The sequence below is a fragment of the Komagataeibacter diospyri genome (assembly GCF_006538165.1).
Classification (GTDB): Bacteria; Pseudomonadota; Alphaproteobacteria; order Acetobacterales; family Acetobacteraceae; genus Komagataeibacter; species Komagataeibacter diospyri.
On the sequence record NZ_BDLU01000041.1, the window covers coordinates 43,287 to 57,669 of the forward strand.

General features: G+C 60.2%; 18 protein-coding genes and 1 pseudogene. 10 read left to right on the forward strand and 9 right to left on the reverse strand.

Annotation, left to right across the window (positions count from 1 at the left end; all coding sequences use genetic code 11):
- The first annotated feature begins 77 nt into the window (after positions 1-77).
- Entirely contained in the window at positions 78-1,277 is a 1,200-nt protein-coding gene (locus tag MSKU9_RS09975) for an aldose epimerase family protein (protein ID WP_141261317.1), read from the forward strand.
- Positions 1,278-1,359: 82 nt separating this feature from the next.
- Complete coding sequence (locus tag MSKU9_RS18245) at positions 1,360-1,533, forward strand: hypothetical protein (RefSeq protein WP_162851939.1); 174 nt, start codon at positions 1,360-1,362, stop codon at positions 1,531-1,533.
- Between the two features lie 30 nt (positions 1,534-1,563).
- Here the strand turns inward: MSKU9_RS18245 and MSKU9_RS09980 are convergent, their stop codons facing one another.
- Together MSKU9_RS09980 and MSKU9_RS18250 are read right to left on the reverse strand one after the other, a co-directional pair.
- Positions 1,564-1,719: a hypothetical protein gene (locus MSKU9_RS09980; RefSeq protein WP_227001026.1), complete on the reverse strand. Its 156-nt coding sequence runs from the start codon at positions 1,717-1,719 to the stop codon at positions 1,564-1,566.
- 420 nt (positions 1,720-2,139) lie between these two features.
- The gene (locus MSKU9_RS18250; RefSeq protein WP_162851940.1) at positions 2,140-2,316 is read right to left on the reverse strand and encodes a hypothetical protein; all 177 of its coding nucleotides are present in this window, start codon (positions 2,314-2,316) and stop codon (positions 2,140-2,142) included.
- A 222-nt stretch (positions 2,317-2,538) separates the two neighbouring features.
- Here MSKU9_RS18250 and MSKU9_RS18255 point away from each other — a divergent pair, with 222 nt between their 5' ends.
- From MSKU9_RS18255 to MSKU9_RS18375, 3 genes are all read left to right on the forward strand, one after another.
- Positions 2,539-2,700: a hypothetical protein gene (locus MSKU9_RS18255; RefSeq protein WP_162853810.1), complete on the forward strand. Its 162-nt coding sequence runs from the start codon at positions 2,539-2,541 to the stop codon at positions 2,698-2,700.
- A 203-nt stretch (positions 2,701-2,903) separates the two neighbouring features.
- Positions 2,904-3,086 (forward strand): hypothetical protein, encoded by a 183-nt coding sequence (locus MSKU9_RS09985; RefSeq protein WP_025437346.1) that lies wholly within the window; start codon positions 2,904-2,906, stop codon positions 3,084-3,086.
- 168 nt (positions 3,087-3,254) lie between these two features.
- On the forward strand, positions 3,255-3,677 hold the full coding sequence (locus MSKU9_RS18375) for a hypothetical protein (protein WP_193557678.1): 423 nt from the start codon (positions 3,255-3,257) through the stop codon (positions 3,675-3,677).
- A 37-nt stretch (positions 3,678-3,714) separates the two neighbouring features.
- On the opposite strand, the gene MSKU9_RS09995 is transcribed toward MSKU9_RS18375, so the two are convergent.
- The 3 genes from MSKU9_RS09995 to MSKU9_RS10005 all read right to left on the reverse strand — a co-directional run bounded on the left by MSKU9_RS09995 (position 3,715) and on the right by MSKU9_RS10005 (position 5,641).
- Positions 3,715-4,047 carry a DMT family transporter gene (locus tag MSKU9_RS09995; protein ID WP_141261318.1) on the reverse strand — a complete coding sequence of 111 codons (333 nt, stop codon included), beginning with the start codon at positions 4,045-4,047 and terminating at the stop codon, positions 3,715-3,717.
- Between the two features lie 4 nt (positions 4,048-4,051).
- Positions 4,052-4,240, reverse strand: a complete 189-nt coding sequence (locus MSKU9_RS10000; RefSeq protein ID WP_141261333.1) for a hypothetical protein — start codon at positions 4,238-4,240, stop codon at positions 4,052-4,054.
- 339 nt (positions 4,241-4,579) lie between these two features.
- Entirely contained in the window at positions 4,580-5,641 is a 1,062-nt protein-coding gene (locus tag MSKU9_RS10005; protein ID WP_227002451.1) for a restriction endonuclease, read from the reverse strand.
- A gap of 145 nt (positions 5,642-5,786) precedes the next feature.
- On the opposite strand from MSKU9_RS10005, the gene MSKU9_RS10010 reads away from it, so the two are divergent.
- Both MSKU9_RS10010 and MSKU9_RS10015 read left to right on the forward strand, forming a co-directional pair.
- Positions 5,787-6,386, forward strand: a complete 600-nt coding sequence (locus tag MSKU9_RS10010) for a GDSL-type esterase/lipase family protein (RefSeq protein ID WP_141261320.1) — start codon at positions 5,787-5,789, stop codon at positions 6,384-6,386.
- Between the two features lie 101 nt (positions 6,387-6,487).
- A complete protein-coding gene (locus MSKU9_RS10015; RefSeq protein ID WP_162853811.1) occupies positions 6,488-6,883 on the forward strand; it encodes a hypothetical protein in 396 nt (131 codons plus the stop codon).
- A 119-nt stretch (positions 6,884-7,002) separates the two neighbouring features.
- On the opposite strand, the gene MSKU9_RS10020 is transcribed toward MSKU9_RS10015, so the two are convergent.
- Positions 7,003-8,652 (reverse strand): phosphoethanolamine transferase, encoded by a 1,650-nt coding sequence (locus MSKU9_RS10020; protein WP_141261322.1) that lies wholly within the window; start codon positions 8,650-8,652, stop codon positions 7,003-7,005.
- 220 nt (positions 8,653-8,872) lie between these two features.
- On the opposite strand from MSKU9_RS10020, the gene MSKU9_RS10025 reads away from it, so the two are divergent.
- Positions 8,873-10,093: an NADP-dependent isocitrate dehydrogenase gene (locus tag MSKU9_RS10025; RefSeq protein WP_141261323.1), complete on the forward strand. Its 1,221-nt coding sequence runs from the start codon at positions 8,873-8,875 to the stop codon at positions 10,091-10,093.
- Between the two features lie 161 nt (positions 10,094-10,254).
- On the opposite strand, the gene MSKU9_RS10030 is transcribed toward MSKU9_RS10025, so the two are convergent.
- Positions 10,255-11,514: a dicarboxylate/amino acid:cation symporter gene (locus MSKU9_RS10030; RefSeq protein ID WP_141261324.1), complete on the reverse strand. Its 1,260-nt coding sequence runs from the start codon at positions 11,512-11,514 to the stop codon at positions 10,255-10,257.
- Between the two features lie 293 nt (positions 11,515-11,807).
- On the opposite strand from MSKU9_RS10030, the gene MSKU9_RS10035 reads away from it, so the two are divergent.
- Complete coding sequence (locus tag MSKU9_RS10035; RefSeq protein WP_141261325.1) at positions 11,808-12,395, forward strand: TIGR00645 family protein; 588 nt, start codon at positions 11,808-11,810, stop codon at positions 12,393-12,395.
- Positions 12,396-12,685: 290 nt separating this feature from the next.
- Positions 12,686-13,195 carry an RrF2 family transcriptional regulator gene (locus MSKU9_RS10040; RefSeq protein ID WP_141261334.1) on the forward strand — a complete coding sequence of 170 codons (510 nt, stop codon included), beginning with the start codon at positions 12,686-12,688 and terminating at the stop codon, positions 13,193-13,195.
- A 38-nt stretch (positions 13,196-13,233) separates the two neighbouring features.
- Here MSKU9_RS10040 and MSKU9_RS10045 read toward each other — a convergent pair whose 3' ends face one another.
- Both MSKU9_RS10045 and MSKU9_RS18090 read right to left on the reverse strand, forming a co-directional pair.
- Positions 13,234-13,836 carry a DedA family protein gene (locus MSKU9_RS10045; RefSeq protein ID WP_227002452.1) on the reverse strand — a complete coding sequence of 201 codons (603 nt, stop codon included), beginning with the start codon at positions 13,834-13,836 and terminating at the stop codon, positions 13,234-13,236.
- Positions 13,837-14,266: 430 nt separating this feature from the next.
- Positions 14,267-14,383, reverse strand: a pseudogene (locus MSKU9_RS18090) (IS5/IS1182 family transposase); the annotation flags it as partial.

Consider the following 14,383-nt stretch of genomic DNA (forward strand, 5'->3'; position numbering starts at 1 on the left):
AGGATCGGCCCCATAGCGGCAAGATAAACAGCAGATAACAGGGTTTCATATCGACCCCATAATGACAGGAATGCTCCATGCACACTTTTTTTTGGCACGGGAGCCGCCGTTTTCCCGTGGCCGGGCTGCTGCTGGCGATGGCGGTTGTCACGGTGGCGCATGCGGACACCACAGATCCGGTGACACTGGGCCGCGCACCGTTTGGCACCACCCCGGACGGCCGGATGGTCGACCGTTTCACCCTGTCCAACAGCCACGGCATACGCGTGCAGGTCATGACCTATGGCGCGACCATCACCGCCATTGATGCACCGGATGACAGCGGCCACGTGGCGGATATCGTGCTGGGGTTCCCGACGCTGGAAGGATACACGCGTGACAGCGCCCGTGGCGGCCTGTTTTTCGGGGCGACGGTCGGGCGCGTGGCCAACCGCATCGCCAATGGTGCCTTCGTGCTGGACGGGCATACCTACCACATCCCCCGAACCGAGGGGACCAATGCCCTGCATGGTGGCCACAGGGGATTCGACAAGCATGTATGGACGGTGGAAAACACCAATGTCACCGCCAGTGGCGCCAGCGTAACCCTGAAACTGGTCAGCCCGGACGGGGATGAAGGCTTCCCTGGCACGCTGATCACGCATGTCACCTTCAGCCTGAACGACAGCAATGAACTGTCGCTGCACTATACCGCAACAACGGACCGGCCCACGGTGATCAACCTGACTAACCACAGCTACTTCAATCTGAATGGGGAAGGCAGTGGGTCAATCGAAAATGAAGTCCTGCAGGTCAATGCCGATACCTTCACGCCGATCAATGCGAAATCCCTGCCGCTGGGGACGGTCGCGCCCGTTGCGGGCACGCCACTGGATTTCCGCACACCCCACCGTATCGGCGACCGGCTACGCGATACGGACCCGCAGATGATGTATCCGCATGGTTATGACCAGAACTGGATCATCAATGGCCAGCTATCGCACACCCCTGTGCCTGCCGCCCATCTGTGGGATCCGGCATCGGGACGGGTGCTGGATGTACTGACCACGCAGCCGGGGCTGCAGGTCTATACATCCAATTCGCTTGACGGACGTTACGCCGGGCCAGCGGGCCGGGCCTATCGCCAGACGGACGCCGTGGCGCTGGAAACCCAGCATTACCCTGACAGTCCCAACAATCCCGATTTTCCCAGTATCGAACTGAGACCGGGGCAGACATATGATGAAATCACCCTTTACCGCATGGGCGTGCAACCCGTACCACGCCGGCGCCATTAAGGGAGATGGGAAATACCGTTGATTCCGGGGGGAAGATCCTTACATACCTCACCATAGCGTGATTGAAGGACATAAGACCCAGATGAAAAAGATTGCCGTTCTGCTTCTGCTCGCGGGGCTGACAGCATGTCAGGCCGATCGTTCGCCCAGTGATCCAAGCGAAAGCGGCGGCGTTGGGGGCATGACCGGATCACCGGGACAGGATGCGCCCAGCGATGGCCCCGGGGGAACGGGCGGACCGGGCATGGGCAACTAGTCCACACGATCCGGCGCGGGTGTGGCGGTATCAGTCGCGCCCGCCGCTGAGGTTGATGACCCCAAGCCCCAGCAGACCAAGGCCGGCCAGCCCTTCAGCCACCATCCATGATATCGGGCCAATCCCCTCGGCCGTCATTCCGCGCACCAGAACGCCCACGCTACCAATCATCAGGAGCAGGGACACAATGGTAACCCATTTTACAATTTTGCCGCGATTCATCAATCTCTTCGCTGTCTGTCGATCCGGTCACCGGCAGGCCCGGCACCTTTCCTTCTAACACCCTGAACGGACAATCGTCCAAACACGGCATGCGCAGCCGCAATGCGCCTGCCGCGCATCAGGAACCATTTCATGCAGATGTGATCCGTGCCGGTGCATCTTTCATGCCTTCCTGACGTTGCTGGATTCATGGACCCTTCGGGCGCGTGCTCCGCGACAGCAGCACCCCGGCACCGGCAAGGAGCAAAGGTCATGCAGGCAATCCGCCCCCCCTCCATCCCGCCACGTGAATGGTCCGCCCGGATGCGGCACCTTGTCCGGACATGCGTGGCCTATCCTTACGCTTTCCTGCACCTGTGGGATGGGGACTGAGCACTTCCCGGGTCATTCATGGCGCAGGTCGGCTGCGGAAAACCATTCGTCATTGCCCGTGCGGTCACTACGCACGCGGATCTGGCCATTTTCAATAATTTCGACAACGGCGCCTTTCATGCCGCGCAGTTCCGGTTTGACTGCCGCATCGTCCCTGACCACCACGATATCGCCTGCCTTGAAATCCACGTCCTGTTCTCCCTTTCCCGATTACGGTGGTCCAGTCTCCCGGGGGATCGGTCCGCCGTGGCCCATGTCCCACCCATCCCCTCCAATCATGCCAGCGATGGCGGGTATCACAAACCGTTGTCCGGCCATGTCATACCACATCCGCACAAAGGGCAGGTTGCGACAGGGGAAAGGTGTTCCGACATGAAAGGGCAAGCCAATACAAGAACACAGGAATACCTTATGTCATCTGAACATCACCTTCCTTCCGCCACAGACCTGCAGCGCGAACTCGAACAGGTGCGTCGTGACTACGCCATTGCACTGAAAGACCGGCCCGAACACGCACGGGCACTTGAAGAACGCGCCAGAAAGCTGGAAGCCGAACTCGCGCGCCAGAAATAACAGGGCGATACGGGTCGGGTACGGTACGTCCAACCTGATCGGGCGGAACGGCATGCACACGGTATCGACTGTCCCCTTGTCAAGATAACCGCATGACAGGCTGCCATGCGGCGGCAGGCATGGATCACCGCGCGACCCCACCCCATGTAAATGGGAACGGACACACTGCGTGTCCCCTACAGAACAAGAATTAGGATGCTATCATGAGCAAAGTGGCAACCAGTGGTCCCGATGCACAGGGCAAATACAGCCTGGAAGTTAATATCGGTGGTCTGACCGGCACGCTGAGCGGTTTTTCTTCCGCCATGGAAGCCGAGGATTATGGCGTTTCCCTGCTGCGCCGCGTCAAGGAACTGGCCAAGGCCGATAACCTGAAGACGGCCTGAACCAATCCCTGAAACCCGCAGGTAACGGATGGTGTGCGCTATCGCCCCGTCCATCACCTGCGGGATGACGGCCATCAATGGTCGTCTTTATACCTTTTTTCTTTATACAGTTGAAAACCTGACAGGATCAGGACGTGAAGCTGTATATGGAAAAAGGATTTCTTTCCCATGAAACGACTGACCCGATCACTGTCGGCGCTGGTATTGGCCAGTCCGCTTGTCGCCTGCGTGGATGGCCCCGGATATGGCGGCTATTACGGCGGGTACGGTTACGGCCCCTCGGGGGGGTATTATAGCGGATATGGCGATTATTACGGCGGCGTGCCCGAATATATGGGGCGCGGCGGCGGATGGGGCCGCGGTGGCGGCGGTCGTGGTGGCCCGGGTGGTGGCTTCCGTGGGGGCAGGCCCGGCGGTGATTTTCATGGCGGTGGACCGGGTGGCGGTTTCCACGGTGGCGGCGGCCATGGCGGTCCGGGCGGTGGCGCCCCCGGCGGCGGTGGTCGCGGTCCCGGTGGACCGGGCGGTGGCGGCGGTGGCGGCGGCCACGGTGGTGGTGGCGGTCACGGCGGCGGTCCGGGCCGACATTGATGTATGCGGCCGGTCCTGTTTACGGGACCGGCCATTTTTATCCGTGCTGGCCTGCGCTGGACAGCAGGTTCATGACCAGTACGCCACATATGATAAGCGTCATGCCAGCGACCGCTGCCAGATCCAGCTTCTGTCCCAGCACCACGCGACAGACCAGTGTGATGAGCACGGTGCCAATACCCGACCAGATGGCATAGGCCACGCCGGTGGGAATGGCGCGCAACGCCAGGGACAGCGAATAGAACGCCACGCCATACCCGACCACGGTCACGCATGATGGCCCCAGACGCGTAAAGCCATTGGATAACGTCAGGCAGAATGTGGCGGTGACTTCCGCCACAATCGCAACCAGCAGATAGACGTATGCCATGCCCCTATACGCGCCGACGGGCCGCGGCACCCCGTGGGGGCAGTCCCGTCAGCCGGGGACGCGGTGCGCGGGGAGGAAGCGGCGTTTCATCGCGAATCGCCACGGCATCATGCCCACGGGCACGCAGTGCATCAGCGAATCGCTGTACATGCGTCCATTGCGCCCCCGCATACAGTTCACGACCATCCAGCATTACACGATGTCGTCTCAAACCTTTCCCTCATCCCGTCCGTTTCTGACCTTAAAGATGGGGGCAGCGGACATAAAACGCAACGGCACGGAAAATTTGTTTCAGCCCTGCAGGAAACCTTCGCTTTCATGAAACGATTCATGTATAGGAAGGATAGGAGGTATGATACATGAGCAACTCTGCACGCATGATCGCCCATCTGCTGATCACGGTCCGGTTGAGTACGCGCAATCGTCCTTCCGCTCCTGTTCCCGCGGCATCGCGCGATTGAATATATCGCGCCGGGTAGCCCGGCGCGCATTCCATCAGACATGTTTTGTCATGTTATGACATAATGAAGGATCATGCCTTTTTCCGCGCCCGCGCCAGACGGGTCGCAAAAGCAGGCAGTTCATCATGATGTAGCAGAAACACGTTATTGGACCGTGCCAGCTGCCGGGCCGAATTCGTGTAATCCGCGTTGGAGACCACAGCCGCGATATCGGCATGATAATGCAGCCGGGCCGCTGAAATCTGCTGCACGGCTTCGTTCCCCACCGCATTACGGTACAATTTGCACTGCACGACCAGTCGTGTTCTGCCGCGTATGGCAATGACATCCGCGCCCTGGTCCCCTCCGGGTGGCGTGGCCTGTGCATCCCATCCACATTTACACAGGCGTTCGGCGCAATACCGTTCATAAGCAATAGGGTCCATGTCCGGCGCGTAACCACTGCTGGCCTGCCCTGCCCCGCCGCCTGACGGCTTCTGGCTGGCCACATGCTCGATCCGGGCCTGCACGCGGGCCGCAATGATGGGCCATGCCCATTGCAGACGGGACTTCCGTAGCGCGGGCTGCACGATGGTCCTGATGAATTCCGCCTGTTCCCGTCGCCACCGGGTCGTACGTTCCACGCCATAGCTGTTCAGTTGCACCAGTTGCCTGCGCCGGATACGCAGGGCATCGGCATGGCGGGCCACCAGTCGCCTGCACACGCGCCAAGCCTGCCACCTGCGTAAAAACCGCCAGCCATACCGTAACAGCGGCCACAGCATCACCGCCCCGATCCCCGCCATGACAAGACGCAGCAGGCCGAATGATCGCGGCCCCTCCCAGCCTGACATGGGTTGCAGGATGGCGGCAGGGAAATACAGCGCGCCCTCCCCTTTGTGGATGGGCAGGTGACGCAACAGCACCGCATCCCCATGATGGCCTACCACCTGCCAGTTTCCTGTCCCGTCCACGCGCCTGCAATGCAACTGGGTCAGTGTGCGCTCAGACGTGGCTGTAGCCGACAGGCCCGCCATCCGTTGCAATGCGCCTGGCTGTGTGCAGCCCACGGTTGCGGGGGGCACGTGATGGATCACCTGTCCCGCCACGGCGGATAATGGGGCCAGCAGCAACCCGCATCCTACCCATGGCATGATCCATGCACGCATCCCTGTATTCCCACCCCGTGTTCATAACCTGTTCCAAGAACCCTAAAGCATGAGAACAAAATAGGAAAGTAGAGAAACGCCAATCCTTTCCACCATGGTTTTTCCCATCTGCCACGCCTATCATGCGGATATGCGAATCTGTTTTATCGGTGACAGCTACGTAACGGGAACCGGCGATGAAACCTGTCAGGGATGGGTGGGACGCCTTTGCGCCACGGAACGACAGGCAGGCCATGACATCACGCCCTACAACCTGGGCGTGCGCGGGCAGACCGGCCGCGACATCGCCTTGCGGTGGCATGCCGAAACCCGGCCCCGGCTGGAAGGACGCCACGATGGGGGCATCGTGCTGTCCTTTGGCGTCAATGACTGCACATCCACCACGCATGGGCAGCCCCGCATCCCGCACGATGAATCCATCGCGACGACACGACAGATCCTGCAACAGGCCCGACAGACATGGCCGGTCCTGATGATCGGCCCGCCGCCAGTCGGGCGGCCCTGCCCCGATGACCGCACGCGGGCACTGTCGCACGCCATGGCGGAATTATGCGCGCGGTTGTCCGTGCCCTTCCTGCCGGTATGGGAACCACTGCTGGCCCATCCCGCGTGGTGCGCCGAAATCGCGCGTGGTGATGGCGCCCATCCGGCAGGTGGCGGCTATACCGCACTGGCGCGGATCATCCATGACTGGCCGGCATGGCGGGAATGGATGGAGCCGCTACCCTAAATCCACATGCCGGTTTATCCGTTTCCCCTGGCATGGCGCGACGGCAGGGTCACATTCGCCACATGACCGCCATATCCCGTTTTGAACAAAGGCATACAGACATGAAAAAGATCCTTACCTGTGCCCTGCTGGGCGTGCTGGCCGCCGGCACTGTCTCCATGGCACACGCCGAGGTGCCGGAGGGGGAACTGAACTCGCTCTACATCCGCCCCGAAGTAAAGCTGCCCGCGCCTGCGCTGACATTCCCCAATTATCCGATCGTTGATGACTGCACGACGGAATTTGGCGATGAAGTCACCAATGCCTGCGTCACACAGGAAAAGGAACGCGCGCTGGTCCTGCAGCCCGCATGGGAAGAATATCAGGACAGCGACAAGATCGCCTGCCAGGAAGACGTGACGCATATCCGCCATATCCAGCTGTACAAGAACCTGGCCTACTGTCTGGACAAGCGACGCTATGACGCATGGCTGCAGAAGCATCCCAACGGGAAATAAGAGAGTCTGCCAAAACAAATCATTGATAAGAAATGAAAGTTTTTGGGTGTCGCCTTTTTTTAAAAGGCAGCGTTCCCTGAAGCTTTTCCGATAAAAAGCTTCATCAAACACTTCTGTCTTCAGTCCTGTGCGATATGACACCTGCCATCATCATGGCTGTGGTCATAATCAACAGTCTGGTTGGTCGTGCTGTCTCCATGCACAATCCGCGCCATATGGGCAGGATGGGCTGACAGCACCGACAGGGCTTCATCTGCAGCCCCGTAATGCAGCCCTGCCGCATCCAGCACGCTGGGTGGCAGGGCCGCAAGCGTCAGCGGCACATGCACGTTATCGCGCGCGGCCTGCGCCGCCTGCGGGTGGGCCATCTGCAACGTGGCGGAGGTCCACAGGTAGAATGGTATTTCATACGCGGCGCGCACATCCCCATGCGCTGGAATACCGCCGGTGCATTCCGAAATCCGCACCCCATGGTCGGATACGTAAAACAGGGCGGCTTCCCCTCCATGCGCCACCAGCGTGGCAAGCACATGGGCCAGCATATGGTCGGTATAGGCAATGCTGTTGTCATAAGCCGTGCCAAGGCTGGCAAAACCGCGGGGAAAACGGTCGGCCGCATTTTCATGGCTACCGAACAGATGCAGCACGATAAAGACGCGTCCATGCGCATCCGTAACTGCATGATCCACGACCGGCAGCATGCGTTCGTCCAGCACCGGACTGCCCATCAACCCGTCATGCACGGTGGTGTAGACGATATGACGGGCCTGTTCCGAATACGCGCCAATCACGCTGTCATATGGACCCAGCCGGGGATGGTTGCTGATCCACCATGTATCAAACCCCGCCGCGTTGAATACGGATACCAGGTCGTGCCCCGGCATCGCACCGGGCCGCAGGCGGTCATAGCCGGACAGGATGACCGGCACGGCGCCCACCGTATAATCAAAAGGGGTGATCATGTCATCAAAGCGCACCAGCCCCGGCACCCGCTCCATTTCCGGCGTGGTCGCGGGACCATATCCATAAATATGGTGGTGGTCCCGCCGTGCGCTTTCGCCGATCACCAGCACGATCACCTGTGGCGTGGTGGGCGGCGGCGGATCGAAACGGATCGGTTCATGGCTGATCCGTCGCGCCATGTCGGTCACGCGCCGGGTTTCACGCCGGGCGGCGATGTAGCCGGTCGCCATGCTCCACGGCCATGCCCGGTCAAAGCGGGAATGGATGGGCACCATCGGATTTTCGGTCCCACCCCGCGTGGGAGGCAGATGCCGCCATAACTGCACGGTGGGCACGATGATGCATCCCAGCAGCACGGCCATGCAGACCATGCGCGTGCGGACCCGCCAGCCCACTATCGCGCCGCGTGGTCGCGACAGATAGAACCCGGTCAGCATCACCCACATCAGCGCCCATAACCCCAGATACGGCAGGACAGGCCGCACATACCCCACCACAACGGGAAAAGAGCAGTAAAACAGGATCAGCCACAGCGGATATCCCGGCGGCACGCCACTGATGCTGATGTAATACAATGCCGCAGGCAGCAACACGACCACCGGCAGCATGAACGCAAGCAGCATCCGCCTGCTGTTGAACAGCAGTGCGACCACCGCCCACAGCACAACCGACCGCACGATCCCCTGCAATGCCGTGCACGCGGGCAGCAGCGCAAGGATGACCATGAGGCCAGCCAGCATGTCGGGCCACAGACGCCGGAATGCGGCCTGCCTGCGGGCCGGATCACGGGGGAAACGGACAGTCATGACCGTTTCATGTCACACGCCCTCCCCCTCGGGTAGTCCCATCATGCGGGCAGGCCGCACGATGATGGCACGTTTGTGAATGAACCCGCATGCAGCAATGCTTTTTATCCCCTGTCGGCACGCCTAATAATGCGACCGCCGGGAGGCCCGCTGCGCGAACGGGCGTCAGAAAGAAAAAACACACAAAAACAGTCATCATTTAAAGGCAGACAAACGTACCATGGCAAAAATAAAGGTCAGAAATCCCGTTGTCGAAATGGACGGCGACGAGATGACCCGCATTATCTGGCACTTCATCCGCGAACGGCTGATCCTGCCGTATCTGGATATCGACCTGAAATATTACGATCTTGGCATCCGCCACCGTAACGAAACCGATGACCGCGTAACGGTGGAAGCCGCCGAAGCCGTGCGCCGTTACGGCGTAGGCGTGAAATGTGCCACCATCACCCCCGATGAGGCACGGGTGGAGGAGTTTGGCCTCAAGAAGATGTGGCGTTCGCCCAACGGCACCATCCGCAACATCCTTGATGGCACGATCTTCCGCGAACCGATCATCTGTTCCAACGTGCCACGCCTTGTCCCCCACTGGACCCAGCCCATCGTGATCGGCCGCCATGCCTATGGCGACATCTACCGCGCAGCCGAGACACGCATCCCCGGCCCTGGCAAGGTTACGCTGCGCTACACCCCCGCCGATGGCGGGCCGGAGCAGGTGCTGGACGTGCATGACTTCAAGGGGCCCGGTGTAGCGCTGGGCATGCACAACACCCGCGCCTCGATCGAAGGCTTCGCGCGCGCGTCACTTGCCTACGGCCGCGACCGGAAACTGCCGGTTTACCTGTCCACCAAGAACACCATCCTCAAGGCCTATGACGGCATGTTCAAGGATGTGTTCCAGGAGGTGTACGAACGGGAATTCAAGGCCGAGTTCGAGAAGCTGGGCCTGACCTACGAACACCGCCTGATCGATGACATGGTGGCCTGCGCGCTGAAGTGGAAGGGCGGCTATGTCTGGGCGTGCAAGAACTATGACGGCGATGTGGAAAGCGACATCGTGGCACAGGGCTTCGGCAGCCTTGGCCTCATGACCTCGGTGCTGCTGAACCCGACCGGCGATGTGGTGGAGGCCGAAGCCGCCCATGGCACCGTCACCCGCCATTTCCGCGAACATCAGAAGGGGCGGCCCACCAGCACCAACCCCATTGCCTCGATCTTCGCATGGACGCGTGGGCTGGCCTATCGTGGCAGGTTTGATGACACGCCTGACGTGACCCACTTCGCCCATACGCTGGAACGCGTCTGTGTGGAAACGGTCGAAGGTGGCCAGATGACCAAGGACCTTGCCCTGCTGGTCGGCAGGGACACCAAGTGGCTTGATACCCAGCCTTTCCTTGACGTGCTGGATGAAAAGCTGCGCGCAGCACTGGCCAAGGCGTAAAAACACGAACGGGACGGCCCACCAGCCGTCCCGTTTTACCTAGGCCCGGTTAACAGAAGTTTTTGGGAACGCCTTTTTTAAAAGACTGCATTCTTCAAAGCTTTCTGAAAAAATCTTCATCAAAAGACTTCTTTACGACTTCAGTCTTTTCATACAGTTCCTTATTCCCCTTCCGCCAGCGCGTGATTGGCCAGCTGGCCTTCCCACCGCGCTGCGACGGCGGCAGCGTAGCCATTGCCCAGCACGTTGGTTGCCGTCCGCGCCATGTCGAGGAAATGGTCAATCCCCAGTATCAGCGCCAGCCCCGCCTCCGGCAGGCCGAACTGCGGCATGACGGCCGCCAGCGTGACCAGTGCCGCACGCGGCACACCGGCGATACCCTTGCTGCTGAGCATCATCACCATCACCATCGCGACCTGCTGGCCCAGCGGCATGTGAATACCGTAAGCCTGCGCGATGAACAGCGCGCCAAAGGACTGGAACAGCACCGACCCATCCAGATTGAAACTGTAGCCCAGCGGCAGCACGAAGCCGCTGATACGGTCGGGTACGCCAAAGCGTTCCAGCCGTTCCACCAGCAGGGGATAGACGGATTCACTGCTGGCCGTGGCGAAACCAAGCAGGATGGGCTGCACCAGCAGCCGGGCCAGTTCAAACACGCGCCGACCCAGCACGCAGAAGGTCATGGAGGTCAGAAGCACCCACAACACGCCCAGCGTACCATAGAATTTGCACAGGAACATGCCGAACGTGCCAAGGATGCCTGCCCCACTATGCGCGACACTACCCAGAACGGAACCGAAGACCGCAACAGGGGCAACATACATGACCATATCGGTCATGCGCAGCATGATGCGCGCAAGCTCCCCCGTCCATGGCAGGATCATGCGCTGCGCACCCTTTCCCGCCGCCGGCAGCGCCAGCCCGAACAGGATGGAGAACACCACGATCTGCAGGATGTCATTGCGCCCCATGGCGTCAAAGATGCTGGTGGGCACCACGTGCAGCACGAATTCGATCGGGTCGAAATGCGCGTGGGCAAGCCCCAGATCCCCCACCGATAGCGGAGTGGTGAACCCCGCTCCCGGCTGCAGCAGGTTGGCCGCCACCAGTCCCGTCGCCAGCGACAGGAAGGATGCGGCGATGAACCACAGCAGGATGCGCCCGCCGATCCGCATGACCTGCGCCCCATCGCCAAGGCTGCCGATGCCCGATACCAGTGTCGCAAAGACAAGCGGGGCGATGATCATGCGCACCAGCCGCAGGAAAAGCCCCGTCAGCATGGTGGCGAACCGGGCGGCGGGTTCGCTTGCCGCAGGGCCTGCCGCATGCAGGACCAGCCCCACCACAACACCCAGCACAAGGGCTACAACAATGGCGCGCGTACGATGGTTCGCATTACTTTTACCGGAAACGGCCAATATCGGTATCCTGTTGCGGTGGAAGACACGCGGGAAGTAGCGCGGCGTCCCCCCGTCACGCAAGATGGCGGCACGACGCGGCCCGTCTCACGGGCACCTTCCGCACCCGCCGCGCATTCTGCCGTATCCCCCCGTTCATGCCGCCGCAACTCCCATCCCATGATGGTGGGGTGACCATGCCGACACACATAATTGTCATCACCGGCCGCGGCAGGAAAAAAAGTCCGATAAAAAAAATTTGGACATGCAATATATACCTACCCATTCGGGTAGGATGAGATTATACAGGCGTCATGCACGATCCCACGCCGCAGGCGTCGTCTCCGGTTCCCACGCAGGGAACACCATGGCTGGAAAGCGGCCTGGAGCGACTGTTCTTCCGTGCACGGTGGTTGTGCGCACCGCTGTATCTCGGGCTGACGGCCGGGCTGCTGGTAATACTGGTCAAATTCTTCCAGACCGTGTGGACGCTGGTCAGGCATAGCTACACGCTGGAATTCGATGATGTGTTTGTTGGCATCCTCGACATGATTGACCTGGTGCTGCTGGCGAACCTGCTGCTGATCGTGATGTTCGCGGGATACGAGAATTTTGTTTCAAAGCTGGACGTACGCAGCCACCGGGATTTTCCCGACTGGATCGGGCACGTCACGTTCGGGGACATCAAGATAAAGCTCATGGCTTCCATCGTGGCCATGTCCGCAATCCATGTACTGGCGGATTTCATACGGGTTAATGAAATCTCCAGCCGGACACTGGCCTGGAGCGTGGGTATCCATCTGGCCTTTGTCGTATCGGGCCTGATGCTCGCGATGATGGACCGGATGATGGAACCACCCGCCCCCGCTACAGGGTCGGGGGCAGAATCGGGCACCCACTGACAGGCTGCCCATTGCCGTTACGACGGCCAGGAATAAGGCGCCCCGGCGGGCGTTGCAGGCATGGATTGGCGCCTGAGCGAACTCGCACCCGTTGATTTGGGGCGAGACAAAGGCGTTTTCGTCCCATTACAATCACATTTACGTGATAGTATAGGACCGTTTCCGTCGCCTTTATTTGTCATTGGCTTACTAAAACCAAGGGCTGGAGCATGTTTTGACATATAAACGGCATATGGAATACCGTTTATATGGGTCTGTCTCTGTCGATTGCCCCTATGTTAGGTAGCCACATGCGCCTGACCCTGCACACCGATTATGCCTTACGCACGCTGCTATACATGGGAATCCATGCGGACAGACGTGTGTCGATCCATGAAATCGCCAGTGCGTACGACATATCCGAAAATCACCTGGTCAAGGTCATTCATCGGCTGTCACGTCTTGGGCTGATTGATGCACGGCGTGGCCGGGGCGGGGGACTGCTGCTGGCCCATGACCCCAGGGACATCCGGATTGGCGATGTCGTACGCCAGACCGAGGATGACATGCGCCTCGTCCATTGTGAACCAAACACTGATACCGAAAACAGCAGTTGCTGCGTCCTGTCGGACATGTGCCGCCTGCGCGGGGTTCTGTCGATGGCGCTGGGAGCATTCATGAAAGTGCTGGATGGCACGACACTGGCCGACCTGCTGCCGCCAGAAGAACATGCCATGCTGCGCGAACGCCTGCCCGGTCCCCGGGTCCCCGTCCCGTCCACCAGAACAGTCACACCCACAAACAGGCCGACGCTGCAATAAATCCTTCCCTTGCATGGGACAGCCGGATAGTGACCTGATTACGCCACCGGCGTCCCGGGCACATCCACGGTCCGGGCCGCCGCATCCACACGAGCTTCACGCAGGGCCTGCCGGGTCAGGCGTTCTTCATTGCGACGCAGGAAAATGGCGCTGGCCACCAGTCCGGCAGCCACAGCCAGACCCATCGCGATACTGGCCGGGCCGGATACCTGCGTTACCTTGCGGCCAAGGTAATACGCACCCGTGGCATACCCCCCGGCCCAGCACAGGCCACCGAGCGCATTGAACACCATGAAGCGCGGCCACGGCATATGGTTTGCCCCCGCCAGCAGGGCAACAAATACCCGCAACAGGGCGATGAACCGCCCGAAAAACACGATGCCACTGCCATGATGACGGAACAGGAAGCGCCCCAGCAGCAGGCGATCCGGGGTCAGCTTGATCCTTGCGCCATATTTCTGCAGCAGCGGCAGACCGACCCTGCGTCCGATCATGTAGCCGATATTATCCCCGATCACGGCACCCGCCACCGCCGCAAGCGCCACCCACTGGATATCCAGCTTATGGGTTGCAGCGCAGTAGACGGAAGCGGAAATGATCAGTGTTTCAGCTGGCAGCGGCAGCCCCATGCTTTCCAGCATGACGATAAAGGTGATCACCCCATATCCATAATGCTGGAACAGGTATTCAAAATGATGCAGCAGCGTTCAGTCCTCCATCGCCGGGAAACGGGCACGGGCCATGCACTCCGCGCGTCGGCAGGGCCAGGCCGTCCTGCGCGGAACGCCAGCAGGTGGGTGGAAGCGCATCACCTGGATCTGACCAGCCTGAAACCCGGCAGGCACAATGGGTGAAACACGACGGCAGCAAAACCGGCTTTAACGAATATCTGCCACCCGTTTTTTTTCCTGCCCTGGTCCCCGCCCTTTAACTTCAGGCCGGCACCCGCCGCCCTGATCGGGCAACGCTGGCCATGATCCGTGCATACTTAGGAGAGTGTTTGAAAAGTCAGCTCATGACAGGCCCCCAAGAGCTTCAGGGAACACCGCCTTTTTCAGGGCCTGTTGGGAATTATCTTGAATTGATGATTGCGCCAACGAGATAGATCATGGCTTCGAATGATCTGTCTGTTTTTTCGCTGCGCATGGCGATGCGCTTGAACTCCTTGAGCTTGCAGAAGAAGTTCTC

Excerpts from the sequence above, each read along its gene's own strand:
- MSKU9_RS09975 (WP_141261317.1), top strand. The coding sequence starts at position 78 with ATGCACACTTTTTTTTGGCACGGGAGCCGCCGTTTTCCCGTGGCCGGG.
- MSKU9_RS18245 (WP_162851939.1), top strand. The coding sequence starts at position 1,360 with ATGAAAAAGATTGCCGTTCTGCTTCTGCTCGCGGGGCTGACAGCATGT.
- MSKU9_RS18255 (WP_162853810.1), top strand. The coding sequence starts at position 2,539 with ATGTCATCTGAACATCACCTTCCTTCCGCCACAGACCTGCAGCGCGAA.
- MSKU9_RS09985 (WP_025437346.1), top strand. The coding sequence starts at position 2,904 with ATGAGCAAAGTGGCAACCAGTGGTCCCGATGCACAGGGCAAATACAGC.
- MSKU9_RS18375 (WP_193557678.1), top strand. The coding sequence starts at position 3,255 with ATGAAACGACTGACCCGATCACTGTCGGCGCTGGTATTGGCCAGTCCG.
- MSKU9_RS09995 (WP_141261318.1), bottom strand. The coding sequence starts at position 4,047 with ATGGCATACGTCTATCTGCTGGTTGCGATTGTGGCGGAAGTCACCGCC.
- MSKU9_RS10000 (WP_141261333.1), bottom strand. The coding sequence starts at position 4,240 with ATGCTGGATGGTCGTGAACTGTATGCGGGGGCGCAATGGACGCATGTA.
- MSKU9_RS10005 (WP_227002451.1), bottom strand. The coding sequence starts at position 5,641 with ATGCCATGGGTAGGATGCGGGTTGCTGCTGGCCCCATTATCCGCCGTG.
- MSKU9_RS10010 (WP_141261320.1), top strand. The coding sequence starts at position 5,787 with ATGCGAATCTGTTTTATCGGTGACAGCTACGTAACGGGAACCGGCGAT.
- MSKU9_RS10015 (WP_162853811.1), top strand. The coding sequence starts at position 6,488 with ATGAAAAAGATCCTTACCTGTGCCCTGCTGGGCGTGCTGGCCGCCGGC.
- MSKU9_RS10020 (WP_141261322.1), bottom strand. The coding sequence starts at position 8,652 with ATGACTGTCCGTTTCCCCCGTGATCCGGCCCGCAGGCAGGCCGCATTC.
- MSKU9_RS10025 (WP_141261323.1), top strand. The coding sequence starts at position 8,873 with ATGGCAAAAATAAAGGTCAGAAATCCCGTTGTCGAAATGGACGGCGAC.
- MSKU9_RS10035 (WP_141261325.1), top strand. The coding sequence starts at position 11,808 with ATGCACGATCCCACGCCGCAGGCGTCGTCTCCGGTTCCCACGCAGGGA.
- MSKU9_RS10040 (WP_141261334.1), top strand. The coding sequence starts at position 12,686 with ATGCGCCTGACCCTGCACACCGATTATGCCTTACGCACGCTGCTATAC.
- MSKU9_RS10045 (WP_227002452.1), bottom strand. The coding sequence starts at position 13,836 with ATGCTGGAAAGCATGGGGCTGCCGCTGCCAGCTGAAACACTGATCATT.